This window comes from Poseidonocella sedimentorum, assembly GCF_900116005.1.
GTDB classification, from domain to species: Bacteria; Pseudomonadota; Alphaproteobacteria; order Rhodobacterales; family Rhodobacteraceae; genus Poseidonocella; species Poseidonocella sedimentorum.
In genome coordinates this window covers 487,609-512,478 of sequence record NZ_FOYI01000002.1, presented here as the reverse complement: position 1 = coordinate 512,478, position 24,870 = coordinate 487,609, and the positions used below count along the sequence as shown (strand labels likewise).

The 24,870-nt window shown below is 66.1% G+C and carries 25 protein-coding genes; 14 read left to right on the top strand and 11 right to left on the bottom strand.

Features of this window, described 5'->3' with window-relative positions; all coding sequences use genetic code 11:
* The 8 genes from sucC (at position 1) to lpdA (ending at position 9,581) form a co-directional block, all read left to right on the top strand.
* The gene (gene sucC / locus BM353_RS05435) at positions 1-1,194 is read left to right on the top strand and encodes an ADP-forming succinate--CoA ligase subunit beta (RefSeq protein WP_092077475.1); all 1,194 of its coding nucleotides are present in this window, start codon (positions 1-3) and stop codon (positions 1,192-1,194) included.
* 179 nt (positions 1,195-1,373) lie between these two features.
* Positions 1,374-2,255 carry a succinate--CoA ligase subunit alpha gene (gene sucD / locus BM353_RS05430; protein ID WP_092077473.1) on the top strand — a complete coding sequence of 294 codons (882 nt, stop codon included), beginning with the start codon at positions 1,374-1,376 and terminating at the stop codon, positions 2,253-2,255.
* 191 nt (positions 2,256-2,446) lie between these two features.
* On the top strand, positions 2,447-5,413 hold the full coding sequence (locus BM353_RS05425) for a 2-oxoglutarate dehydrogenase E1 component (RefSeq protein WP_092077582.1): 2,967 nt from the start codon (positions 2,447-2,449) through the stop codon (positions 5,411-5,413).
* Between the two features lie 4 nt (positions 5,414-5,417).
* Complete coding sequence (odhB, locus tag BM353_RS05420) at positions 5,418-6,962, top strand: 2-oxoglutarate dehydrogenase complex dihydrolipoyllysine-residue succinyltransferase (protein ID WP_092077466.1); 1,545 nt, start codon at positions 5,418-5,420, stop codon at positions 6,960-6,962.
* Positions 6,963-7,091: 129 nt separating this feature from the next.
* The gene (locus BM353_RS16575; RefSeq protein ID WP_143104102.1) at positions 7,092-7,346 is read left to right on the top strand and encodes a hypothetical protein; all 255 of its coding nucleotides are present in this window, start codon (positions 7,092-7,094) and stop codon (positions 7,344-7,346) included.
* Between the two features lie 62 nt (positions 7,347-7,408).
* On the top strand, positions 7,409-7,660 hold the full coding sequence (locus tag BM353_RS05415; protein ID WP_092077463.1) for a hypothetical protein: 252 nt from the start codon (positions 7,409-7,411) through the stop codon (positions 7,658-7,660).
* Positions 7,660-8,067, top strand: a complete 408-nt coding sequence (locus BM353_RS05410) for an MAPEG family protein (protein ID WP_092077460.1) — start codon at positions 7,660-7,662, stop codon at positions 8,065-8,067. Before BM353_RS05415 ends, BM353_RS05410 begins: the two co-directional genes overlap by 1 nt.
* A gap of 125 nt (positions 8,068-8,192) precedes the next feature.
* The gene (gene lpdA, locus BM353_RS05405) at positions 8,193-9,581 is read left to right on the top strand and encodes a dihydrolipoyl dehydrogenase (RefSeq protein ID WP_092077457.1); all 1,389 of its coding nucleotides are present in this window, start codon (positions 8,193-8,195) and stop codon (positions 9,579-9,581) included.
* Between the two features lie 150 nt (positions 9,582-9,731).
* Here lpdA and BM353_RS05400 read toward each other — a convergent pair whose 3' ends face one another.
* Positions 9,732-10,334, bottom strand: a complete 603-nt coding sequence (locus BM353_RS05400) for a pyridoxamine 5'-phosphate oxidase family protein (protein WP_092077454.1) — start codon at positions 10,332-10,334, stop codon at positions 9,732-9,734.
* Positions 10,321-11,067, bottom strand: coding sequence for a lysophospholipid acyltransferase family protein (locus BM353_RS05395; RefSeq protein WP_092077451.1), 747 nt, complete (start codon positions 11,065-11,067; stop codon positions 10,321-10,323). Before BM353_RS05395 ends, BM353_RS05400 begins: the two co-directional genes overlap by 14 nt.
* Before the next feature lie 157 nt (positions 11,068-11,224).
* Here BM353_RS05395 and BM353_RS05390 point away from each other — a divergent pair, with 157 nt between their 5' ends.
* Complete coding sequence (locus BM353_RS05390; protein WP_092077448.1) at positions 11,225-12,151, top strand: zinc-ribbon domain-containing protein; 927 nt, start codon at positions 11,225-11,227, stop codon at positions 12,149-12,151.
* Positions 12,152-12,172: 21 nt separating this feature from the next.
* Here BM353_RS05390 and BM353_RS05385 read toward each other — a convergent pair whose 3' ends face one another.
* The 6 genes from BM353_RS05385 to argH all read right to left on the bottom strand — a co-directional run bounded on the left by BM353_RS05385 (position 12,173) and on the right by argH (position 18,793).
* Positions 12,173-14,794 carry a TIGR02302 family protein gene (locus BM353_RS05385; RefSeq protein ID WP_092077445.1) on the bottom strand — a complete coding sequence of 874 codons (2,622 nt, stop codon included), beginning with the start codon at positions 14,792-14,794 and terminating at the stop codon, positions 12,173-12,175.
* Between the two features lie 46 nt (positions 14,795-14,840).
* Entirely contained in the window at positions 14,841-16,106 is a 1,266-nt protein-coding gene (gene lysA, locus BM353_RS05380; protein WP_092077442.1) for a diaminopimelate decarboxylase, read from the bottom strand.
* A 140-nt stretch (positions 16,107-16,246) separates the two neighbouring features.
* Positions 16,247-16,795, bottom strand: a complete 549-nt coding sequence (locus BM353_RS05375) for a VPLPA-CTERM sorting domain-containing protein (protein WP_092077439.1) — start codon at positions 16,793-16,795, stop codon at positions 16,247-16,249.
* 134 nt (positions 16,796-16,929) lie between these two features.
* On the bottom strand, positions 16,930-17,244 hold the full coding sequence (locus BM353_RS05370; RefSeq protein WP_092077436.1) for a DUF2834 domain-containing protein: 315 nt from the start codon (positions 17,242-17,244) through the stop codon (positions 16,930-16,932).
* Positions 17,244-17,405 (bottom strand): hypothetical protein, encoded by a 162-nt coding sequence (locus BM353_RS16860; protein WP_177220455.1) that lies wholly within the window; start codon positions 17,403-17,405, stop codon positions 17,244-17,246. Before BM353_RS16860 ends, BM353_RS05370 begins: the two co-directional genes overlap by 1 nt.
* Positions 17,402-18,793, bottom strand: coding sequence for an argininosuccinate lyase (gene argH / locus BM353_RS05365; protein ID WP_092077433.1), 1,392 nt, complete (start codon positions 18,791-18,793; stop codon positions 17,402-17,404). Before argH ends, BM353_RS16860 begins: the two co-directional genes overlap by 4 nt.
* A gap of 20 nt (positions 18,794-18,813) precedes the next feature.
* Between argH and BM353_RS05360 the strand changes: the two genes are divergently transcribed.
* From BM353_RS05360 to yddG, 5 genes are all read left to right on the top strand, one after another.
* Positions 18,814-19,365: a TlpA disulfide reductase family protein gene (locus BM353_RS05360; protein WP_092077431.1), complete on the top strand. Its 552-nt coding sequence runs from the start codon at positions 18,814-18,816 to the stop codon at positions 19,363-19,365.
* A gap of 188 nt (positions 19,366-19,553) precedes the next feature.
* Positions 19,554-20,390: an EAL domain-containing protein gene (locus BM353_RS05355; protein ID WP_092077428.1), complete on the top strand. Its 837-nt coding sequence runs from the start codon at positions 19,554-19,556 to the stop codon at positions 20,388-20,390.
* A gap of 241 nt (positions 20,391-20,631) precedes the next feature.
* On the top strand, positions 20,632-21,807 hold the full coding sequence (locus BM353_RS05350; protein ID WP_092077425.1) for an acetyl-CoA C-acetyltransferase: 1,176 nt from the start codon (positions 20,632-20,634) through the stop codon (positions 21,805-21,807).
* Positions 21,808-21,891: 84 nt separating this feature from the next.
* Positions 21,892-22,614, top strand: a complete 723-nt coding sequence (gene phbB, locus BM353_RS05345; RefSeq protein WP_092077422.1) for an acetoacetyl-CoA reductase — start codon at positions 21,892-21,894, stop codon at positions 22,612-22,614.
* An 85-nt stretch (positions 22,615-22,699) separates the two neighbouring features.
* Positions 22,700-23,563, top strand: a complete 864-nt coding sequence (gene yddG, locus BM353_RS05340; RefSeq protein WP_092077419.1) for an aromatic amino acid exporter YddG — start codon at positions 22,700-22,702, stop codon at positions 23,561-23,563.
* Between the two features lie 58 nt (positions 23,564-23,621).
* Here yddG and BM353_RS05335 read toward each other — a convergent pair whose 3' ends face one another.
* The 3 genes from BM353_RS05335 to BM353_RS05325 all read right to left on the bottom strand — a co-directional run bounded on the left by BM353_RS05335 (position 23,622) and on the right by BM353_RS05325 (position 24,869).
* Entirely contained in the window at positions 23,622-23,786 is a 165-nt protein-coding gene (locus BM353_RS05335; protein WP_092077417.1) for a YdcH family protein, read from the bottom strand.
* A gap of 103 nt (positions 23,787-23,889) precedes the next feature.
* Positions 23,890-24,657: a tRNA1(Val) (adenine(37)-N6)-methyltransferase gene (locus tag BM353_RS05330; protein ID WP_092077414.1), complete on the bottom strand. Its 768-nt coding sequence runs from the start codon at positions 24,655-24,657 to the stop codon at positions 23,890-23,892.
* A complete protein-coding gene (locus BM353_RS05325) occupies positions 24,654-24,869 on the bottom strand; it encodes a putative signal transducing protein (RefSeq protein WP_092077411.1) in 216 nt (71 codons plus the stop codon). The genes BM353_RS05330 and BM353_RS05325 overlap by 4 nt, the downstream gene beginning before the upstream one ends.
* Position 24,870: the final 1 nt, after the last annotated feature.

Here is a 24,870-nt window from a genome sequence, read left to right as displayed (position 1 = left end):
ATGAACATACACGAGTATCAGGCGAAGGGATTGTTGCGGGCGTATGGGGCGCCTGTATCGGATGGGCGTGCGGTATTGCGGGCGGAAGAGGCGAAGACGGCGGCGGGTGAGCTGGATGGTCCGATCTGGGTCGTGAAGGCGCAGATTCATGCCGGCGGGCGCGGCAAGGGCACGTTCAAGGAGGCCGACGCGGGCGAGAAGGGTGGCGTTCGGATCACCAAATCGGTCGAGGAAGCCGCTTCCGAGGCCAAGAAGATGCTCGGGCGCACGCTCGTGACCCACCAGACCGGCCCCGCGGGCAAGCAGGTGGGTCGGATCTATATCGAGGACGGCGCGGGGATTTCCACCGAGATGTACCTCGCGCTGCTGGTCGATCGCCAGACCAGCCGCGTGTCCTTCGTCTGCTCGACCGAGGGCGGCATGGACATCGAGGAAGTGGCCGCCGAGACCCCGGAGAAGATCCTGAGCTTCTCGGTCGATCCGGCGACGGGCTACCAGCCGTTCCACGGCCGCCGCATCGCCTTCATGCTGGGCCTCGAGGGCAAGCAGGTGAAGCAATGCGTGGCGCTGATGGGCACGCTCTACAAGATGTTCCTCGAGAAGGACATGGAGATGCTGGAGATCAACCCGCTGATCGTCGATGACGCGGGCGATCTGAAGTGTCTCGATGCCAAGATGGGCTTTGACGGCAACGCCGTGTACCGCCACTCCGACATCGCCGAGCTGCGCGACACCTCCGAGGAGGATCCCAAGGAGCTGGCGGCCTCGCAGTATGACCTGAACTACATCGCGCTCGACGGCGAGATCGGCTGCATGGTCAACGGCGCAGGGCTAGCGATGGCGACGATGGACATCATCAAGCTCTACGGCGCGGAGCCGGCGAACTTCCTCGACGTGGGCGGCGGCGCGACCAAGGAGAAGGTCACCGAGGCGTTCAAGATCATCACGTCGGACCCCAACGTCAAAGGCATCCTCGTGAACATCTTCGGCGGAATCATGCGCTGCGATGTGATTGCCGAGGGCGTCGTGGCGGCGGTCAAGGAGGTCGGCCTGCAGGTCCCGCTGGTGGTGCGTCTCGAAGGCACCAACGTCGAGAAGGGCAAGGAGATCATCAACACCTCCGGCCTCGACGTCATCGCCGCCGACGACCTCAAGGACGGCGCGGAGAAGATTGTCAAAGCCGTGAAAGGCTGATCGGAATGCATTCGATGCCGACACATCGCCACCGGGCGCAGAGGGCTGCGCCGACCCGCGGGAAGGCGCAGATGCGCCGCCCCGGGGGGGCGGGTCGGCGCAGCCCGGCGGTCCCCGCCGGGCAGAACTTCAACTCCGGGCGCGCGTAAGACGCCACACAGATATCAGGAGCCAATCACATGGCCGTCCTCATCGACGAAAACACCAAAGTCATCTGCCAGGGTCTGACCGGCAGCCAAGGCACATTCCACTCCGAACAGGCCATCGCCTATGGCACCAAGATGGTCGGCGGCGTGACCCCCGGCAAAGGCGGGCAGGAGCATCTCGGCCTGCCGGTCTTCAACTCGGTCCACGAGGCCAAGCACGTGACCGAGGCCAACGCCACGGTGATCTACGTCCCGCCCCCCTTCGCCGCCGACTCGATCCTCGAGGCGATCGACGCCGAGATGGAGGTGATCGTGGCGATCACCGAAGGCATCCCGGTGCTCGACATGATGCGCGTCAAGCGCGCGCTGGAGACGTCGAAGTCGATCCTCATCGGCCCCAACTGCCCCGGTGTCATCACGCCGGACGCCTGCAAGATCGGCATCATGCCCGGCCACATCCACAAGCGCGGCTCGGTCGGCGTCGTCTCGCGCTCCGGCACGCTGACCTACGAGGCGGTCAAGCAGACGACGGACGTCGGCCTCGGCCAGAGCACCTGCGTCGGCATCGGCGGCGATCCGATCAAGGGCACCGAACACATCGACACGCTGGAATGGTTCCTCGCCGATGACGAAACCACCTCGATCATCATGATCGGCGAGATCGGCGGCTCGGCGGAAGAAGAAGCCGCCCAGTTCCTCGCCGACGAGAAAAAGCGCGGCCGCTGGAAGCCGACCGCCGGCTTCATCGCCGGCCGCACCGCCCCTCCGGGCCGCCGCATGGGCCACGCCGGCGCCATCGTCGCCGGCGGCAAGGGCGGCGCTGAAGACAAGATCGAAGCCATGCAAGCCGCCGGAATCGTCGTCGCCGAAAGCCCCGCTGGCCTCGGCGAAGCCGTCCTCAAGGCCATCGGGTAGGTGAACCGCGCAGGCGACATATCCGGGACCGGCAAGGCCCAGGCGCCGGCCCGGTCCCGGCTGTCAAACGCGCAACAGTTACCGCGAATTCCGTGCATTGTTGCATCCGCGGCTGAAAGCTTCATAAATCCGAGGGAGGGGACAGCGCTCCTCCCCGCCCACACCGGTCCCTTTCCGAGCGAGGTGTCATGATGACCGAGCAAAGCCCCAACGACCAGTTCCACGCCTCTTCCTTCATGCAAGGCCACAACGCGGCCTATCTGGAGCAGATGTACGCGCGCTACGCCGCCGATCCGGGTGCGGTGGACGAAGCCTGGCAGGCGTTTTTCCGGCAGCTTGGCGATGATGAGATCAGCGTCCGGAAAGAGGCGCAGGGCCCCTCCTGGGCGCGGGGCGACTGGCCGCCGCAACCGCAGGATGAGCTGACCGCCGCGCTGACCGGAGAATGGGCGGAGGCGAACACGGAAACGCGCGACGCAGGCAAGAAGATCGCGGCCAAGGCGGCGGAAAAGGGCGTCGAGGTCACCGATGAAGCGATCAAGCGGGCGGTGCTCGACTCGATCCGCGCGCTCATGCTCATCCGTGCCTACCGGATCCGCGGCCATCTCGCCGCCGATCTCGATCCGCTGGGGATGAAGGATCCCGAGCCGCACCCAGAGCTCGACCCGCGCTCCTACGGCTTCGCCGAATCCGACATGGACCGGCCGATCTTCATCGACAACGTGCTGGGCCTCCAGATCGCGACGATGCGCGAGATCGTCTCGATCGTGAAACGGACCTATTGCGGGACCTTCGCGCTCCAATACATGCATATTTCGGACCCCGAGCAATCGGCCTGGCTCAAAGAGAGAATCGAGGGGTTCGACAAGGAAATCCGCTTCACCCGCGAGGGGCGCAAGGCGATCCTCAACAAGCTGGTGGAGGCCGAGGGCTTCGAAAAATTCCTGCATGTCAAATACATGGGGACCAAGCGTTTCGGGCTGGACGGCGGCGAATCGCTGGTGCCGGCGATGGAGCAGATCATCAAGCGCGGCGGACAGCTCGGCCTCAAGGAGGTCGTCATCGGGATGCCCCACCGTGGGCGGCTCTCGGTGCTGGCCAACGTGATGGAAAAACCCTATCGCGCGATTTTCAACGAATTCCAGGGCGGCAGCTTCAAGCCCGAGGATGTGGACGGCTCGGGCGATGTGAAATACCACCTCGGCGCGTCGTCGGACCGGACCTTCGATGGCAACGAGGTTCACCTGTCGCTGACGGCCAACCCCTCGCACCTTGAGGCGGTCAACCCGGTCGTGCTGGGCAAGGCCCGCGCCAAGCAGGACCAACTCAATGACAGCGACCGGACCAAGGTCCTGCCGATCCTGCTGCATGGCGACGCGGCCTTTGCCGGGCAAGGGGTCGTGGCCGAGTGTTTCGGGCTCTCGGGCCTGCGCGGCCACCGCACCGGCGGGACGATCCATTTCGTGGTCAACAACCAGATCGGCTTCACCACCGCCCCGCATTTCTCGCGCTCCTCGCCCTACCCGACCGACATCGCGCTGATGGTCGAGGCGCCGATCTTCCACGTGAACGGCGACGATCCCGAGGCGGTTGTCCATGCCGCGCGGGTGGCCACCGAGTATCGCCAGAAATTCGGCAAGGATGCCGTCATCGACATGATCTGCTACCGGCGGTTCGGGCATAACGAAGGCGACGAGCCGATGTTCACCAACCCGCTGATGTACAAGAAGATCAAGGGCCACAAGACGACGCTCAGCCTCTATACCGAACGGCTGGTCAAGGACGGGCTCATCCCCGAGGGCGAGATCGAGGATCTCAAGGCCCAGTTTCAGTCCTATCTCAACGACGAGTTCGAGGCGGGCAAGGATTACAAGCCCAACAAGGCCGACTGGCTCGATGGCCGCTGGTCGCATCTCGACCGGGTTGAAGAGGACAACTACCAGCGCGGCGCGACCGCCATCAGCCCCGAGGCGATGGCCGATATCGGCAAGGCGCTCACCTCAACGCCCGAGGGCTTCCCGCTGCACAAGACGGTCGGGCGGCTGCTGGATGCCAAGTCCAGGATGTTCGAGAGCGGCGAAGGGTTCGACTGGGCGACGGGCGAAGCGCTGGCCTTCGGCTCGCTCCTGCTGGAAGGCTACCCCGTTCGCCTCGCCGGTCAGGACAGCACGCGCGGCACCTTCAGCCAGCGCCATTCCGGCATCATCAATCAGGACACCGAAGAGCGCTACTATCCGCTCAACAACATCCGCGCGGGGCAGGCGCAATACGAGGTCATCGACTCGATGCTCTCGGAATACGCGGTGCTCGGCTTCGAATACGGCTACAGCCTCGCCGAGCCCAACGCGCTGACCCTCTGGGAAGCTCAGTTCGGCGATTTCGCCAACGGCGCACAGATCATGTTCGACCAGTTCATCTCCTCGGGCGAGAGCAAATGGCTGCGGATGTCGGGCCTCGTCTGCCTCATGCCGCATGGCTACGAGGGGCAGGGCCCTGAACACTCCTCGGCCCGGCTTGAACGGTTCCTTCAGATGTGCGGACAGGACAACTGGATCGTGGCCAACTGCACCACGCCGGCGAACTATTTCCACATCCTGCGCCGCCAGCTGCATCGCAGCTTCCGCAAGCCGCTCATGCTGATGACGCCGAAATCGCTCCTGCGCCACAAGCTGGCGGTCTCCCGCGCGGAGGATTTCACCGACGGATCGAGCTTCCACCGTGTGCTCTGGGACGACGCCCAGCACGGCAACTCCGACACAACGCTCGTGGCCGATGACAAGATCCGCCGTGTGGTGATGTGTTCGGGCAAGGTCTACTTCGACCTGCTGGAAGCCCGCGACGCCGCCGGGATCGACGACGTCTACTTGCTGCGGATCGAGCAGTTCTATCCCTTCCCGGCGATCAGCCTCGTGAAGGAGCTGGAGCGCTTCAAAGGCGCCGAGATGGTCTGGTGTCAGGAAGAGCCCAAGAACCAGGGCGCCTGGAGCTTCATCGAGCCCAACATCGAATGGGTCCTGGGGCGCATCAAGGCGAAACACAAGCGCCCCGTCTATGTCGGGCGGTCCACCGCGGCATCGCCTGCGACCGGGCTTGCCTCCGCACACAAAGCACAGCAACAGGCGCTCGTGAATGACGCGCTTGCCATCGAGGGAAACTGAGACGATGACCACTGAAGTACGCGTGCCCACACTTGGCGAATCCGTGACCGAAGCGACCGTGGCGACCTGGTTCAAGAAACCCGGCGATCCGGTGGCGGAGGACGAGATGCTCTGCGAGCTGGAGACCGACAAGGTCACCGTCGAGGTCCCGAGCCCGTCGACCGGCACTCTGGCCGAGATCGTCGCGGGAGAGGGCGAAACCGTCGGGGTCGATGCGTTGCTGGCCACGATCACCGCGGCGGGCGAGGCCGGCGCCTCCGCGCCTGCGACTGCGCCTGCAACTGCGGCTCCGGCCTCAGCGCCGGCGAAAAGCGAGGAGAGCGGCGATAGCAAGCCGTCGGGTAAATCCGTTGACGTGATGGTGCCGACGCTCGGCGAAAGCGTGACCGAGGCGACCGTCTCCACCTGGTTCAAGAAGGTCGGGGACGCCGTGGCCGCCGACGAGATGCTCTGCGAGCTGGAGACCGACAAGGTCTCCGTCGAAGTGCCCGCCCCTGCGACCGGTGTTCTGGGCGAAATCCTCGCCGAGGAAGGAGCCGTGGTCGATGCCTCCGCCAAGCTCGCGGTGATCGCGACCGAGGGCGGCGTGCCGCAACCTTCTGAAGAAGAGATGCACCCCTCCGCGCCCGAACCCTCCGCCACCGCCTCCGGCAAGGATGTCGAAGACGCGCCCGCTGCCAAGAAGGCCATGGCCGAGGCCGGGCTCTCCAAGGATCAGGTCACCGGCTCCGGCCGCGACGGGCGGATCATGAAAGAAGACGTGGCCAAGGCCGCCGCCGCCGCGAGCGCGGCCCCCGTCTCCGCCGCTCCGGCAGCAGCGCCGCGTGGCCCCGTGGCCGCCGATGACGAGGCGCGGGAAGAGCGGGTGAAGATGACGCGCCTGCGCCAGACCATCGCCAAGCGCCTCAAGGACAGCCAGAACACCGCCGCGATGCTCACCACCTACAACGAGGTGGACATGACCGCGGTCATGGCCCTGCGCAAACAGTACAAGGACGAGTTCGAAAAGAAGCACGGCGCGCGCCTCGGCTTCATGTCCTTCTTCACCAAGGCCTGCTGCCACGCGCTGAAAGAAGTGCCGGAGGTCAACGCCGAGATCGACGGGACGGACATCGTCTATAAAAACTTCGTCCACATGGGCATCGCCGCGGGCACGCCCTCCGGCCTCGTCGTCCCGGTCATCCGCGACGCGGACGCCATGTCCTTCGCCGAAATCGAGAAAGCCATCGCCGAAAAGGGCCGCCGCGCCCGTGACGGCAAGCTCTCGATGGCGGAAATGCAGGGCGGGACCTTCACCATCTCCAACGGTGGCGTCTACGGCTCGCTCATGTCCTCGCCGATCCTCAACCCGCCGCAATCGGGCATCCTCGGCATGCACAAGATCCAGGACCGGCCCATGGTCATCAACGGCGAGATCAAGATCCGCCCGATGATGTACCTCGCGCTCTCCTACGATCACCGCATCGTCGACGGCAAAGGCGCCGTGACCTTCCTCGTGCGGGTCAAGGAAGCGTTGGAAGATCCGCAACGGCTGCTGATGGATTTGTAAAGAGGGCTCTATTGGGCGGCTATGTATTTATGCATGGTTGAGAAAACGCCCCCCACTAGCTGATCGCAGGAAAACATGTTGCTCGTAGGATAAGATCAACCTGCGAGCAACAAGGAACGAGGATAACCAATGCAAGGTGATATCGGGGTAGCAATTGCCCAATTCGTGCCGCTGATTATCATAACTGCTATAATGGCGGGAATTTCCTGGCCCATGGTAAGGCGTAAGGGATTGGGGACTGGTTACTTCTTAGCGTGCTTGATTCCTGGTGTCGGCTATATTGTTTTACTCATTGTTGCGAGCAAAACCGACAAAGCGGTTTTAGACGAGCTTCATGCACTTCGAGAAGAACTGAACAAACGAGAAGTCGCACAATACAATTAGTTTAGGTCTCTAACTATGTTTGGCGCATAGACTTCAATCTTTAGCGGACAGTGACAGTACCCATGACCCTCCAACTTCTCTGCAGTTTCACCGCCACGGATGATGGCTGGCAAGCCGCCTATGACCAGAGCGCGGAGACGCGGGCGCAGGCGGGGCTGACGCAACTTCAGCTTTGGCGCGCGGCGGATGAGCCGGGGACGGTCTGGGCGCTTTACGGGGTCAATGACCGGGCCAAGGCGCAGGGCTGGCTTGACGGCGCGGCGCAGCTTTCGGGCGGGAGGGTGGCCTCGGCCAGCTTCCTGACGACGCTCTGATGACCCACGAGCTCACCGCCCTCACCCTCGCCGCGCTGCTGCAGGTCGTGCAGTTCCTGCTCATGGCGGTCCCGGCCAATCTGGAGCTGGGGCAAGGCAAGACCATGGGGCCGCGCGATCCCGATCGCGTCGGCGATCTGCGCGCGCAGGTGAGCACCCGGACGGCCCGGCTCTACCGCGCGCTCGACAATCATTTCGAGGGGCTGATCCTTTTCACCATCGCCTGCGTCGTGGTGACGATCAGCGGACAATCGAGCGGCTTCACCGCCGCCTGCGCCTATATCTACCTCGCCGCGCGGGTGCTTTATATCCCGGCCTATGCCTTCGGCTGGGTGCCATGGCGGAGCTATATCTGGGCCGTTGGTTTCTCCGCGACCGTGGCGCTGCTCGTATCGGCTTTGATATGACGGATGCCCTGCCCCGCCCGGATCTGCGCGCGCGGTCTTGTACATCGCACGACGTCCGCGCTACCCCGACCTATGTTTCAACCATCGCCGCAACCCTGCCCAAATCGACCTGAGGGAGACACCCCATGGCAAGCTATGACGTTATCGTAATCGGCGCCGGACCCGGCGGCTACGTGGCCGCGATACGGGCGGCGCAACTGGGGCTCAAGACGGCCTGTGTCGAGGGGCGCGAGACGCTGGGCGGCACCTGTCTCAACGTCGGCTGCATCCCGTCCAAGGCGCTGCTGCATGCCAGCCACCAGCTGCACGAGGCGGAGCACAATTTCGCCAAGATGGGGCTGAAGGGCAAAAGTCCTTCCGTCGACTGGCCGACCATGCTCGGCTACAAGGACGATGTGATCGGCCAGAACACCAAGGGCATCGAGTTCCTCTTCAAGAAGAACAAGATCGACTGGCTCAAGGGCTGGGGCTCGATCCCCGCGGCGGGCAAGGTCAAGGTCGGCGATGAGGTCCATGAGGCCAAGAACATCATCATCGCGACCGGCTCGGAAGCCGCGAGCCTTCCGGGCATCGAGATCGACGAGAGCATCGTCGTGACCTCGACCGGCGCGCTGGAGCTGGGCAAGATCCCCAAGCGGCTGGCGGTCATCGGCGCGGGCGTGATCGGGCTGGAGCTTGGCTCGGTCTATTCCCGGCTCGGCTCGGAGGTCACGGTCATCGAATATCTCGATGCGATCACCCCGGGCATGGATGCCGAGGTCCAGAAGAGTTTCCAGAAGATCCTCGCCAAGCAGGGGCTGAAGTTCATCCTCGGCGCGGCGGTGAGCGGGGTCGAGACGCTCAAGACCAAGGCCAAGGTCAGCTATGCGCTGCGCAAGGACGGATCGGAGGCGACGCTCGATGCCGACGTGGTTCTCGTGGCGACCGGGCGCAAGCCCTACACCGACGGGCTCGGCCTCGCCGAGCTTGGCGTCGAGATGACCGAGCGCGGCCAGATCAAGACCGACGGGCACTGGCGCACCAATGTTGACGGGATCTATGCGATCGGCGATGCCATCGTGGGTCCGATGCTCGCGCACAAGGCCGAGGACGAGGGCATGGCGGCGGCCGAGGTCATCGCCGGCAAGGCGGGGCATGTGAACTATGACGTGATCCCCGGCGTGATCTACACCCATCCCGAGGTCGCCAATGTGGGCCTCACCGAACAGGCGCTCAAGGAGGCGGGCCGGGCCTACAAGGTCGGCAAGTTTTCCTTCATGGGCAACGGGCGGGCCAAGGCCAATTTCGCCGCGGATGGGTTCGTCAAGATCCTCGCGGACAAGGAAACGGACCGGATCCTCGGCTGTCACATCATCGGCCCGGCGGCGGGCGATCTCATCCACGAGGTCTGCGTCGCGATGGAGTTCGGAGCCTCTGCCGAAGACCTCGCGCTCACATGCCACGCGCATCCGACCTATTCGGAAGCCGTGCGCGAAGCGGCGCTCGCCTGCGGCGACGGGGCGATCCACGCGTAAAGCACCGGAATACCCTCCCTCGAGCGTGACCTTTCCGATGTCGCGCCTGAGCCTCGGGTGGGCGCAGATGCGCCCTCCCGGGGGGAGGGTCGGGCGCCGCCCGGCTTTGCCGGGCGTGTCAGGTCTTACAAAGACCCCTCGCGACAGCCCCTACCAAATCGTCTCTTCGATCCGCGCCGGGTAGGCGGCATCCCAGTCAGGGCCGCCGATGTCTCCGTCCGTCGCTTCCATGAGGAAATCGCCCAGCGTCGGCAGGTCCGCGCTGTCGTCCCGCCCCCAGAGCCCCGAGCGGATCAGCGCCTTGGGGCACTGGGCGTAAAGCTCCTTGATGCGGATGACGATGACGGTCCTGGGGTGGCGGCCGCGCTGTTCGAAGCGGGCGCGCATCGCGTCGTTATCGGTCACGATCGCGGTGCCGTTGATGCGGACCACGACGTTGTCCCCCGGCACGAGGAAGAGCAGCGAGACGCGCCCGTCGCGGACGATGTTGCGCAAGCTGTCGAGCCGGTTGTTGCCGCTCCAGTCGGGCAGCGCGAGGTGCCCCGGATCGAGCTCCAGCACGACCGGGCCGTCATCGCCTCGCGGGCTCACATCGGTCCCCTCGGGGCCCACGGTAGAGAGCATACAGACGCGAGATGCGGCGATCCACTTGCGATACGCGGGGGTCAGTTGCGCCACGACCTTGCGCAGCGAGGTGGCGTGGGGCTGGCTGTAGAGCGCGTCGAGCGCCTCGATGCTGTCAATCCTGTTCATCGCCTACTCCATCGAATCCCGCCTCGCGCATGAGCGCATCGGAGGCTGTTTCAATCTCTGTCTCCAGCCGCTGCATGAACGGCGCGATCGCAAGGTCCGGCGCGATCGGCGGCAGGAATTCCACCACCGCGAGCCCGGGTTTGCGCAGGATGCTGCGCCGCGGCCAGAACACGCCGACATTGGTGGCCACAGGCACGCAAGGCTGTTCGAGCGCCTCGTAGAGCACCCCGGCGCCGACCTTGTAAGGCAGCTTCTGGCCCGGCGCGACGCGCGTGCCCTGAGCATAGATCACCAACTGGCCGGGGTCGCCCTGCAACGCGCCGGCTTCGCTCAGCAGGTGCTTGATCGCCTTGCCGCGCTTGCCCCGATCCACCGCCACACAGCCGATCCGCCGCGCGTATTGCCCGAGGAAGGGCGCCGCCAGAAGCTCCTTTTTCATCACGAAGCGCGCATAGGGCAGGGCGGCGAAAATCAGGATGATGTCGAAAAACGACTGGTGCTTGGCCGCCACGAGGACCGGCCCGGTGGGCACCTGCCCGCGCACCTCGGATTTGAGCCCGACCATCCAGCCCGCCGTCCAGCGGACATAGCGCGCGTAGGTCCGGCAGGCCAACCGCGCCCATTTCGCATCGAGCACCGCCATCGGCGCCATCAGCACGCCGAGCAGCGCCATCGCCGCGTACATCTGGATCACGAAGGCCATCGAGCGCAGCCACTGCACCGCCTGTCCCATTGCGCCTGTTTCTCCTCACCGGCCGCCCCCAATCCTTCTGCCCCAGCCACGCGCCGGTTGCAATCGGCTGTGGCGGCGGGCCGGGGCCGCGCGGGGGCTGGCGCCCTGTGTGCGGGGCGGCTAGGGTGCGGCCAAGACTGACGACGAGGTTGAGGCCATGCGGCTCACTTGCCCGGACTGCGGCGCGACATATGACATCCCCGATGCAGCGATCCCGACCCGTGGGCGCGACGTGATGTGCTCGCATTGCGAGCATGTTTGGTACGCGCGCCCCGAGGAGGATCCGGCGGAGGAGGCCCCGAGCCCGGTGGTCACCCTGCCCGTGCGTGAGACGGCACCCGATACGGTCTTCGACGCGTCCTCCGGCGCGGTGCCTCACCCCGCGATACGGCGACAGGCTCCTCAGGACGAAGAGGCGGATGCGCCGTCCGAAACGCCGTCGGAAACGCCCCCCAAACGCACGCTCGATCCGGCCGTGGCGCGGATCCTGAAGGAAGAGGCGGCCTTCGAAGCGGCGCAGCGCGCGCGCGAAGACGAGGTCTCTCGCGAACGGCTCGATTTCGTTGGCGGCACCGCGCTTGGCGCCAAACCCGCCCCCGCCACGGAAGACGCCGCCGCGCCGGAGAAACCCGCGCCGCAAGCGCCCAACTCCGGCCCGATGACGGGCGAGACGCCCGCACCCGCCGCAAAGGCGCCCGCCGCCGTGACCCCGCCCCGCGTGCCCGAAGAGGCCGGCGCGCGCCTGCGCCGCCACGATGCGAAGGCCGGGACCAGAGCCCGCCGGGCCGAGCCCGCGCGCCGGAACCGCGAGGATCGCAAGAGGCTCGGCCGTGGGGTCAAGGCCCTGCTTGCTTTGGGCGCAATCGTCTTCATCGCCGGTCTGTTCTATCGCTTCGCGCCGCAGATTTCCGCCGACCTGCCCGGCCTTACCCCGGCGCTTGAGCCTTATGTCAGGGCCGTGGACGCGGCCAAGGCCCAGCTTCCAGAGGAGCTCACCAAAGAGCTTCCCCGCCAGATCGATGCGCTCATTGAGCGGGCGGTCTCGGCGGTGCGGGATGTCATGACGCGGCTGGGAGAGCCCTGAGGCCGCACGCCGGGCCTTGGCTCAGAACCGGTCCAGCAACCGGCGCAGGTACTCCAGCTCTTCCTCGCTACGGCCGATCTCACCCGAGCGGCGACGGATTTCATCGAGCAGCTCGCGCGCGCGGCGGTAGACGTCTTCGCCCTGCAGCATGTCTTCCTCGCTGCCGGTGCGGCCGCCCTGCCCGAGACTGCGGCCCAGCGGGTCGCGCGGCTGGTTGCCGGGCTGGCCCATGGCGTCGCCCTGCTGGCCGCCGCCCTGTTGCTGCTCCTGCGCCATGGCCTCGCCCATGCTGCGGATTCCCTCGCGCAGCGCCTCCATCGCCTCCGACTGCTGGTCGATCGCGCCGGCCAGATCGTCCTCGCGCAGCGCTTCTTCGGCCCCGTCCATCGCCCGGCCCGCGCGGTCGAGCGCCTCGCGCGCTGCCTCGCCCGCCTCGCCGCCGAGCCCGGGAAGGGATTGTTGCTGGCGGTCAAGCTCCTCGCGCAACGCGCGCTGCCGGTCGGCGAGCGAACCCGCGTCGGGCGGGCCCGATTGCCCCGGTTGACCCTGACCTTGCTGGCCCTGCCCTTGTCCTTGGCCCTGTCCTTGTCCTTGGCCTTGTCCTTGGCCTTGTCCCTGCTGACCCTGACCCGGCTGCTGCCCGGGTTGTTGGCCCGGCTGCTGGCCCGGTTGCTGGCCTTGGCCAAACTGCTCCTGCAAATCGCGGAACGCCTCATCGGAAAGACCCTGCTGCTCGCGCAAGGTCTCGGCGAGCCCGTCCATCGCCTGTTGGCCCGGGCTCTGGCCGCCCTGCCCCTGCGCCATGCGCATGTTTTCCATCATCTGCCGGAACTGTTCGAGCAGCGCCTGCGCCTCCTCCATCCGGCCCTCTTCCATGAGCTCCTGGATGCGGTCCATCATGTCCTGCAGGTCCTGCTGCGACAGCTCCATCGAGTCCGGGTCCATCTGCTGGGATTGCTGGCTGTCGGGGTTTTGCTGCATCTCCTGCGCGAGCTGGCGCATGAAATCGCGCATCGCGTCGCGCAGCTCGTTCATCAGCTCGGCGATCTCCTCGTCGGAGGCGCCGTTTTCCATCGCTTCGTTCAGCCGGTCCTGCGCCCGGGCGAGCCGTTCCCGGGCGTCATCGAGGTCCCCCTCTTCGAGCAGAATCGCAAGACCCCAGAGCGCCTCGGCGAACTCCTCCTGCTCGGCGTCCGACATCTCGGGCCCCGCGGCTTCGATCCGCCGCAGGATGGTGCGCAGGCGCAGATAATCGCCCTCGTCGCGGAAGATGTCCTCGGGGCGGTGCGAGATCGCGCGCAGAAGAAGCGCCACGTCGGGCGCGTTGCGGCGTGACCAGAGCAGCGACTGGCGCTGTTCGATCACCGCCGCGGCCATCGGGTCGAAGAAGCGGCGGCCCGGGAGGATCAGCGGCTCGGGCGCGCTGCGGGCGGTCTGGCCGGCGGCGTCGGTCGCGGTGAGCGTGAAGGTCACGGGCAGGTTGGCGAAGGGGTGTTTGGAGAGGTTGTCGATCAGCACCTCTTCAAAGCCGGTGCGGTCGCCGGTGATCGGCATCGGCAGGTCCAGCTCGATCGCAGGGCGCGGTTCGGGATCGGGGACACGGCCATAACGTCGGTCGACGGCGGCGAGATCGAGCGCGATCACGGCCCGGCCGCTGACGACACCAAAATCATCCTCGGCGGCGAATCGTTGTCGCATCTCGCCATCGGCCTCGGCCTCGATCGGCGCGATAAGTTCAACCCGCGGGGCGGCGTCCGGGGTCATCACGATATCCCAGCCGCGCCCGCCCGCGCCGTCGATCTCCAGCCGCCCCGAGCGGGCGATGGCGAAGCTGCGGGCCTGGGTTTCGGCGCTGTCGGGCGTGGCGAGCGGCTGGCCCGAGACGGTCTCGATCACGCGCAGCGCGCCGTCCGCGCCGTAGAGCCGCAGCGTGACCTGACTGTCTTCCAGCACCTCGATCGTCTCCCCGCCCTGATCGGCGAGGTAGAGCGCGGGGCGGCCGGTGTAGGCGGGCGGTTCGATCCAGCCCTCCCAGCTTGGCCCCGTGGCCGCGCGGGCCTGTCCGCCGGGGGCGACCTCGGAGAGCCCCACGATGTGGAGGGCCGAGCCGAAGAGCCCGCCGATGAGCAGAAAAAGCAGCGCGACGTAGCGCAGGGCGAACGGGTCGCGGCGGCGCAGGCGGATGTCGGGGCGCACCGGTTTGGCGCCACGGGTCCGCTCCGCCATGCGCGCCTGATGCGCGCGCCAGAGCGCCATGGCCTCCGGATCGTCCGGGCCGATGGCCGCCTCGTCAAGGAGCGCCGCGATGGGCCGGCCGCCGAGCGTCGCGTCGAGCCGGTGGAGCGCGGCGGACCGGGTCGGCCAGCGCAGGCGGCGCAGCCCGAGGACCAGCGCGGCGAGGGCGGCAAGACCAAGCCCCGCGCCAAGCGCCCAGACCGCCGCGAGCGGCAGATGTTGGTAGAGGCCGAGGAGCACGGCGCCGAGCGTCGCGGCGAGAAGGGCGGCCAACGGCCAGAAGGCCAGCGACAGCGCCTCGCAGATCATCCCCAGCCGGGTGAGCGCCAGCGGCCAGCGCAACCGGCGCAGGGGATCGGATCGTGTGGTCTTGCGGCCCGGGGGGCGGGCCGTCGGTTGCTGTGCCATGCATCATCCTGCGCCGTAGTCGCGCCGATCATGCATCGGCATCACGCTACAGCCATTGAGGTATGGTATCGCGGTTTATGATTTCGTCAAAGCTCGGCCGCGGGCGGATAACCGCGAATTGATCGCCATGCACCATGACTTCGGGGATGAGGGGCCGGGTGTTGTATTCACTGGCCATGACCGCGCCATAGGCGCCCGCGCTGCGGAAGGCGACAAGATCGCCCGGCCCCAGCGGCGGCATGGGGCGCGCGCGGGCGAAGGTATCGCCGCTCTCGCAGACGGGGCCGACGATGTCGAAGGGCTGCGGCTCGATGCCCGGGGCGGGTTCGATCACCGGGACGATATCGTGATGCGCCTCGTACATGGCCGGGCGGATGAGATCGTTCATCGCCGCATCGAGGATGAGGAAATCACGCCCCTCACCGGATTTGAGGTAGATCACACGGGTCACGAGGATCCCCGCGTTGCCGGCGATGAGGCGGCCCGGTTCGATCTCCACCTCGCAGCCCAGATGCCCCACCGTGCGCTTGATGAGCGCGCCGTAATCCATCGGTAGGGGGGGCGCTTCGTTGGAGCGTGTGTAGGGGATGCCGAGGCCGCCGCCGAGGTCGAGCCGGGTGATCTCATGGCCGTCGGCGCGCAGGGCCTCGGTCAGATCGGCGACTTTGCGGTAAGCCGCCTCGAACGGGGCGAGATCGGTGAGCTGGGAGCCAATATGGACATCGATCCCGACGACCTTGAGCCCCGGCAGAGCGGCCGCATGGGCATAGACGGCGCGGGCGCGGGCGATGGGAATGCCGAACTTGTTCTCGGACTTGCCGGTCGCGATCTTGGCATGGGTCTTGGCATCGACGTCCGGATTGACGCGAATGGCAACCGGGGCCGCAACGCCCATCCCGGCGGCAATGCGCGAGATCGCCTCAAGCTCGGGCTCGGATTCCACGTTGAACTGGCGGATTCCGCCCTCAAGCGCGGCGCGAATCTCGGCATTGGTCTTGCCAACACCGGAAAACACGATCCGCGACCCGGGCACACCGGCGGCGCGCGCACGGGCATATTCGCCGCCGGAAACCACATCCATCCCGGCGCCCTGAGCCGCGAGCGTCTTGAGAATCGCCTGGTTGGAGGCGGCCTTCATGGCGTAGCAAACCAGATGCGGAAGCCCCTCAAGCGCCTCGTCAAAGAGCTTGAAATGTCGGGTCAGGGTGGCAGTGGAATAGAGGTAGAACGGCGTCTCGACAGCGGCGGCGATCTCGGCCACGGAGACGTCTTCGGCATGCAGCAGGCCGTCGCGATAGAGAAAATGATCCATAGACCGCGCTCTAGTGGGAATCGCCGCCCTGCGCAATTGGCACCGCGCGCGGAACGGTCGCCGTTTTCCGATCAATCGGAAAACGGGCCGGAAAATGATTGATCATTTTCCGGTACCCGCGCGTGGGGATAACGCTGTTTTCAGGAACTCAGCTGAGATCTGCGCTGTTTGCGGCGCAGCAGCCCCAGACCGCCGAGCCCTGCGAGCACGAGCGGGAAGCTCGCCGGGAGGGGGACTGCGGACAGCGGCTCGGTTACGAAACGGCCCTGAAAAAAGATACCAGGTGAAAGACTGTCGTCGGTGTAGGTGATCGTCACACTGCTATCGGTGAATGACACAGTCGCGTCACTGAAGCCTTGAACGATCTCGAAATCTGTCAGCGGCTGCCCCCCTACAAAGTCCAGACCGAGCAATGTCCAGACCACCGGAGTCGGGGGAGTTGAACAGTTCAGTCCGCAATAGGCCCCCTTCGAGCGGAGCGTGAAAAGATCGCCATCCGGTCCCGCATTGAGATCATAGGACAGAGAGCTGATGTCACCGTCCTCACCGGGTCCCACGGTCCGAGTATAGGTACCCCAGCTAAATTCCGCGAACAGGTGAATGGTCACGGAATCGCCCTCGAGTGTCGCCGCCGTCGCGGGCAGGGCCATTGCTTGAAGCAGGGCCAGGATCGTCAATAACTTGCGCATCTCTCAAGTCCTCCAATGAGATGTTGAAAATGAAACCAGGTAAAAACTGTGCCTTCCTATCCGGTCGCGACGGTCTTTGTCCACGATCTTGACCCTGGGGAACGGGGTGTGGAGCCGCCATTGACGCGCCCGGCTCAGACAGGGCGAGCCCGAAAGTAGAGGTAGAGCGGCAAGCCGCAGCTCACGCCGATGAGGAAGGTCGCGGGGATGGCGAGGAGGGCGGCCCAATTGCGGCGGACGGAGACTTCCGCGAGGATCCAGAGCGTCAGCGTCACCGCCGCGATCGTCAGATCCCACACCAGCCCGCTGGTGGCGGCATTCACGTGCCAGGCGTCGAGCATCCCCGCGAGATCGACACCGTTCTGACGAAACCAAGTGACGAACCAGACCATCGGATGGATCGCGCCCCATGCGGCGAGCGCGAGCCAGAGCCAGCGCAGGCGCGACATCAGAGGTTGACCTCGATGCCCACGGAGTTGCGCGAGAACACCCCCGATTTCGAGTTCACCCCGACCGTTGTTTGCGCGCTGACCTCGGGGCGGACCGGCGCGCCGTCGGCGCCACAGCCGGCGATCAGGGCCGCAATCCCGAGCGCGAAAACCAGTTTCATCCCAGCTTGTCCTTCCAGATGGCCACCTGCGCGCGGACCTGTTCCGGCGCGGTGCCCCCGTATGATGTACGGCTTGCGACGGAATTTTCCACGCCGAGCACGTCGAATACCGCCTCGGTGATCCCGTCGTGTTCTTCCTGCATCGCGGCCAGCGGCAGGTCGGCGAGATCGCAGCCCATCGCCTCGGCCTTCGCCACCAGTGACCCGGTCACGTGATGCGCCTCGCGGAAGGGCAGGCCGAGCGCGCGCACGAGCCAGTCGGCAAGGTCCGTCGCGGTCGAGAACCCCGCCCCGGCCGCCACCGCGAGCGCCTCGCGGTTCGCGCTCATGTCGCGGACCATGCCCTCCATTGCGGCGAGCGCAAGCATCCAGTTGTCGGCCGCGTCGAAGACCTGTTCCTTGTCCTCCTGCATGTCCTTGGAATAGGCGAGCGGCAGGCCCTTCATCACCATCATCAGCGCCGTCTGCGCGCCGTAGATCCGGCCGATCTTGGCGCGGATGAGCTCGGCCGCGTCGGGGTTCTTCTTTTGCGGCATGATCGACGAGCCGGTGGAGAATCGATCCGAGAGCACCACGAAGCGGAACTGGGCCGAGGACCAAATCACCAGCTCTTCGGAAAGCCGCGACAGGTGCATGGCGCAGATCGAGGCGACCGAGAGAAACTCCAGCGCGAAATCCCGGTCCGAAACCGCGTCGAGCGAGTTGGCGGCGGGCCGGTCGAAGCCGAGCGCCTGCGCCGTCATCTCCCGGTCGATGGGGAAGGACGTCCCGGCAAGAGCCGCGGCCCCGAGGGGGCATTCGTTCATCCGCACCCGCGCATCGCGCACCCGCGCCCGATCCCGCGCGAACATCTCGACATATGCCATCATGTGATGCCCCCATGTGACCGGCTGCGCCGTCTGCAGATGGGTGAAGCCGGGCATGACCCAGTCGGCCCCCGCCTCGGCCTGGGCCACCAGAGCGCGCATGAGTGCGGTGAGCCCCTGCTCGGCCGCATCGAGCTGATCGCGGACCCAGAGGCGGAAATCGGTCGCGACCTGATCGTTGCGCGAGCGCGCGGTGTGCAGCCGCCCCGCCGCCTCGCCGACGATCTCCTTCAGCCGGGCCTCCACGTTCATGTGGATGTCTTCCAGCGCGGTGGAAAATTCGAAACTCCCGCCCTCGATCTCTGACAAGACCGTGAGCAACCCTTCCCGGATGGCCTCGGCGTCGTTATCACTCAGGATGCCCGTGGCAGCCAGCATGGCGGCATGGGCGCGCGAGCCTTCGATGTCCTGCGCGGCGAGGCGGCGGTCATACCCGATCGAGGCGTTGATCGCCTCCATGATCGCGTCCGGCCCCGCGGAAAACCGCCCGCCCCACATCCGGTTTGCACTATCGTTGCTCATGTCCTGCCCTCGGAGGGAAAATGAAAGTCCTTGCTGCCGCCGCCCTTTATACGGCCATGGCCCTCGGTGCAAACGCCGCTGCGCCGACCGACCTTGCGGAGTATCGCACGGGGGACATGAAAAAGCTCGCGGTTCACGCCGAGCCCAAGCCCGTGGATGCGGATATCACCTTCGAGACCCGTGACGGCGCGCCCATCACGCTTGGCGACAGCGCCGGCAAGTACCGGCTGGTGAATTTCTGGGCGACGTGGTGCGCGCCCTGCCGCAAGGAGATGCCGGCGCTCTCGGCGCTTCAGGCGCAGCTCGGCGGCGATCGGTTCGAGGTCGTGACCATCGCGACCGGGCGCAACCTTGTGGACGGGATCGACCGGTTCTTTGCGGAGATCGGCGTCGAGAACCTGCCCAAGCACCGTGATCCGAAACAGGCGCTCGCCCGGACCATGGCCGTTCTGGGCCTGCCCGTGACCGTCCTGCTTGACCCTGAGGGCCGCGAAATTGCCCGCCTGACCGGCGATGCCGACTGGGCCTCCGAGGAAGCTCTGGCGCTGATCGGGGCGCTGATATCCGAGTGAGCCCCGGGCGCGGGCGTGCGTTAACCTCCTGTTAAGCCTGGTTTGGGTTTTTCGGCCGCTAAGGGCTGGAATTCCCACTCTTTTTGCGCGATTCACACTCGCGCATGGGGCGAGGCGCGGATGTTTGTTCACGGTTTGTTAGTTTCCAGCGTCCTAGGGTCAGGCGGCACGTAAAAAGGACGGCTATAATGGGTTTTGTTGGTGTAGAAGATATCCCGACCACGGCGGCAAACGACTCGCCGCTCGACCACGCCATCGCCCTGCGGGACCGAGATACCTACGAGATGGTGCGCCGCGCGATCGAGGCGGGGGACGTGGCGCTCAACTACCAGCCCGTCGTCCGGGCCGACCGCCCCGAGGAAATCGCCTTTCACGAAGGGCTGATCCGCGTTCTCGACGAGACCGGCCGCACCATTCCCGCCAAGAGCTTCATCGACAGCATCGAACGGACCGAGACCGGCCGGCGGATGGACTGCATCGCGCTGCAACACGGGCTCGCCGCGCTGCGCGACGACCCGGGCTTGCGGATATCAATCAACATGTCGGCCCGCTCCATCGGATATGCCGCGTGGCACCGGATCCTCGGCCATGCGCTCGACCAGACGCCAACGCTCGGCGAGCGGCTGATCCTCGAGATCACCGAAAGCTCGGCCATGCTCATGCCCGAACTGGTGGTCAGCTTCATGGATGAGCTGCAATCGCGCGGCGTCGCCTTCGCGCTCGACGATTTCGGCTCGGGCTACACCGCCTTCCGGTATTTCAAGGATTTCTTCTTCGACGCGGTCAAGATCGACGGGCATTTCATCCGCAACATCCACGAGGACAGCGACAACCAGGTTCTGACCAAGGCACTCGTCGGCCTCGCGCGGCATTTCGAGATGATGATCGTGGCCGAAAACGTCGAGTCGCCCGAAGAGGCGGCCTATCTCCTGTCGATCGGAATCGACTGCCTTCAGGGCTATCTCTACGGCGCGCCGTCGGCCACCGCGCTTGCGCCGCTGCTGCCCGAAAGCCGCTCGGCCTGATGCGCTGACGCGCGCGCGCCACCGACTGCGCGCCCGGTAAAATCCGCCCCCCCAAAGCGCGGAAACTCCCCTCTTTCCCAACGAAATGACCTTGCGGCAACCAAGCCCCGCAATCGTACTGCGAAACATTGTTGCGGAGGCGCCGTGGATTGTGCGAGGGTCGGGCAGGGTGGCCCGGACTTGCAGAGCAAGGCGCGTATTTTGCGGCGCGGCCGCCGGAGGGAATCAAGAGGACATCCACATGACCAATGTCGTGATCGCATCTGCCGCCCGTACCGCTGTCGGCAGCTTCACCGGGGCTTTTGCGGGCACCCCCGCCCATGATCTGGGCTCCGCCGTTCTCGAAGCGGTTGTTGAGCGCGCGGGCATTGACAAGTCCGAGGTCTCCGAGACGATCCTCGGCCAGGTCCTGACCGCGGCGCAGGGCCAGAACCCCGCGCGCCAGGCCCATATCAACGCGGGCCTTCCCAAGGAAGCGGCCGCCTGGAGCATCAATCAGGTCTGTGGCTCGGGCCTGCGCGCCGTGGCGCTCGCCGCCCAGCACATCCAGCTCGGCGATGCCGATATCGTCTGCGCCGGCGGGCAGGAGAACATGTCGCTCAGCCCCCACGCCGCACACCTGCGCGCGGGCCACAAGATGGGCGACGTGAGCTACATCGACACGATGATTCGCGACGGGCTGTGGGATGCGTTCAACGGCTATCACATGGGCCAGACGGCCGAGAACGTCGCCGAGCAATGGCAGATCGGCCGCGACACGCAGGACGAGTTTGCGCTGGCCTCCCAGAACAAGGCCGAAGCCGCCCAGAAGGCCGGCAAGTTCGCCGACGAGATCACGCCCTTCACCGTCAAGACCCGCAAGGGCGAGACGGTTGTCGATCAGGATGAATACATCCGCCACGGCGCGACCATCGAGAACATGCAGAAGCTCCGCCCCGCCTTCGCACGCGAAGGCTCGGTCACGGCGGGCAACGCCTCCGGCCTCAACGATGGCGCGGCGGCGACGCTGCTCATGAGCGCGGACAACGCCGAGAAGCGCGGCATCACTCCGCTCGCGCGGATCGTCTCCTACGCCACGGCCGGACTTGACCCGGCGGTCATGGGCGTCGGCCCGGTCTATGCCTCGCGCAAGGCGCTGGAAAAAGCCGGCTGGACGGTGGACGATCTCGACCTCGTGGAGGCCAACGAAGCCTTCGCGGCTCAAGCCTGCGCGGTCAACAAGGAGATGGGCTGGGATCCGGCGATCGTGAACGTGAACGGCGGCGCCATCGCCATCGGTCACCCCATCGGCGCCTCGGGCTGCCGGGTACTCAACACGCTGCTCTTCGAAATGCAACGCCGGGACGCCAAGCGCGGCATCGCCACGCTCTGCATCGGCGGCGGCATGGGCGTTGCAATGTGCATCGAGCGCCCCTGACCGCACGACCTCTGGCGGGCGGCCACTCGGAGGAGCGCGGCCGCCCGAACAGACAAGACCCGAACGAAAAAGTGGGAGGACAGGATGGGAAGAATTGCATTGGTCACCGGCGGGAGCCGGGGCATTGGCGAGGCGATCTCCAAGGCGCTTCAGGCCGAGGGCTACACGGTCGCGGCGACCTATGCCGGCAATGATGAGAAGGCCGCGGCCTTCACCGAGGCCACCGGCATCAAGACCTACAAGTGGAACGTGGCCGATTATGCCGCCAGCAAGGACGGTATTGCCAAGGTCGAAGCCGATCTCGGGCCGATCGAGGTGGTGGTCGCCAATGCCGGCATCACGCGCGACGCGCCCTTCCACAAGATGACGCCCGAGCAATGGAGCGAGGTGGTCGACACCAACCTCACCGGCGTGTTCAACACCGTGCACCCGGTCTGGCCGGGGATGCGCGAGCGCGGTTTCGGGCGGGTCATCGTCATCAGTTCGATCAACGGCCAGAAGGGCCAGTTCGGGCAGGTCAACTACGCGGCGACCAAGGCGGGCGATCTCGGCATCGTCAAGAGCCTCGCGCAGGAGGGCGCGGCCAAGGGTATCACCGCCAACGCCATTTGCCCCGGCTATATCGCGACCGAAATGGTCATGGCCGTGCCCGAAGCGGTGCGCGAGAAGATCATCGGCATGATCCCCACCGGGCGGCTCGGCGAGCCGGAGGAAATCGCGCGCTGCGTGACCTTCCTCGCCTCCGACGATGCGAGCTTCATCAACGGCTCCACGATCTCGGCCAACGGCGCGCAATTCTTCGCCTGACACACGCTTGACCGGGGGGCGGCTTGCGCCGGCCCCCGCCCGCCGCTAGGGCTTCGCTTGGACACTGGCGAGAGGCGGACAAGGCATGACAGGACGGGCGACGCTCATCGGCTTCGGGGCGGTTCTGCTCTGGGCGCTTCTGGCACTTTTCACAGTGGGCTCTGCCCCCGTCCCCCCGCTCCAACTCAACGCGATGTGCTTTGCCATCGGCGGGACGCTCGGGCTCCTCTGGTCGGCGCGGTCAGGTGGACTCGGGGCGCTGCGCGCGGTCGGCTGGCGCGTCTATGTCTTTGGGATCGCCGGGCTTTTCGGGTATCACGCGCTCTACTTCACCGCCCTGCGCCTCGCCCCGCCGGCCGAAGCCGGGCTCATCGCCTATCTCTGGCCGCTCCTGATCGTGCTGTTCTCGGGGCTACTCCCCGGCGAACGGCTGCGCCCGGGCCACTTGGTTGGCGCGCTCGCCGGATTCTCCGGCGCAGCTCTGATCGTCGGTGGCGGCGCGGCGTTTGATGCCGCCGCCCTGCCCGGCTACCTCATCGCCTTTGCCTGCGCGCTCACCTGGGCGGGTTATTCGGTCGGCTCGCGGCGCCTTGGGGCGGTGCCGACCGACGCAGTTGCGATATTTTGCCTCGGGAGCGCGCTGCTCTCGGCCCTGCTGCATCCGCTCTTTGAAGAGACGGTCTGGCCAGACGGCGCGCTTGGCTGGGCGGCGGTGGCGGGCCTCGGCCTCGGCCCGGTGGGGCTGGCGTTTTTCCTGTGGGATTTCGGCGTGAAACGCGGCGACATCCAGCTCCTCGGCGTTGCGTCCTACGCCGCGCCGTTGCTCTCGACGGCCGTGCTGGTTCTGTCGGGGATTGCCGCGCCGAGCTGGACGCTCGGACTGGCGGCGCTGCTCATAACGGCGGGCGCGGGTATCGCCGCGCGCGCCAGTTTTGCCAAGGCGGATTGACCGATCTACCGGCCTCTGCCTTGGGATCGGATCAGAGATGTGCCTAGCCTGCGAGTGATCAGGCGCTCAGTCTCTGGATCTCCTCCTTGAGAAGGAGTTTCTGTTTCTTGAGTTCGGAAATCCTCAGATCATCCATGCCGGGTGATCGTTGGGCCATCTCAACCTGTTCAGAGAGGAATGCGTGTTTCTTCTTCAGTTCAGTCACATGCGAACTCAAGCTCATATCGTACCTCCACTGTTAGCGATACATGCAGTCCAGCATATTTTTACAAAACTGTCACGCTGCGCCTGCACAACGGGGCGAAGCCGCTGAAATCTGCCGAAAATCAGCGCGGCCAAGGGAGCGCTGCGCAATCGCGCAGCAGCGCAGAAACCTCCGGGCGGTAGCTTTCGCCGTCGCGCTGGTGCGACTCACCCTGATGCAGGATGAGCGGTGCGTGCAATCGCGTGGGGGCGCGGCCCCCCGTTTGGCCCTGCACGAGGATGAGCCGCGCATCGCGCCCGGCGCGCGGGGCGATGGGCAAAATACGCAAGCTGCCGATCCTCGACGCCATGGCGCCGAGCAACACCTCCAGCCGGTCGGCGCGGAAAATCAGCGTGACCGTCCCGCGCGGCGCGCAGCGTTTGGCCGCCTGCGTGACCCAGAGCGCAAGCGCGGTCGCTTCGTGCCGCCCGGCCCGGCGCCCCGGCTCCTCCGCCGGGGTGGCCGCGCCCTGCTCGAAATAGGGCGGATTGGCAAAGACATGATCGAAGCGGCGGGCCTTGAGGCCGGGCGGCGGCGCGGCCACGTCGCCGAGGTGAATCTCCGCGGGCAGGTCGTTCTCGGCCCCGTTCCGGCGGGCGAGCGCGGCATAGTCCGGCTGGATCTCCAACCCGTGAAGCTCAAGCCCCGGCGTCCGCGCCCCGAGGCAATAGAGCGCCGCGCCGACGCCGCACCCCAGATCGAGCACCGACTGACCGGGCTTCGCCGGAACGGCGGCGGCGAGCAGCACGGGATCGATACCCGCACGATAACCCACACGCGGCTGATGCAAAGTGATCCGCCCGCCGAGGAAAGCATCCCGCGTGGTCGCCGCGCCCTCGGCTTCGGTCATGCCCGCGTCTCGATCCCGTTGTCCTGAAGCGCGCGAGACGCGAGGAAATGATCGGCATCGCGCACCATCAAGCGGCGGGGAAACAGCCCGATCCCGCCCTCCAGCACGCTCATATTTACGTCCATTTCAAAGCAGTCTATACCCTCGCCTTGAAGGAGCGCTTTGGCGAAGGCCATCTCAGCGGGGTTGGTTGTGCGCAGCAGCTCTTTCATA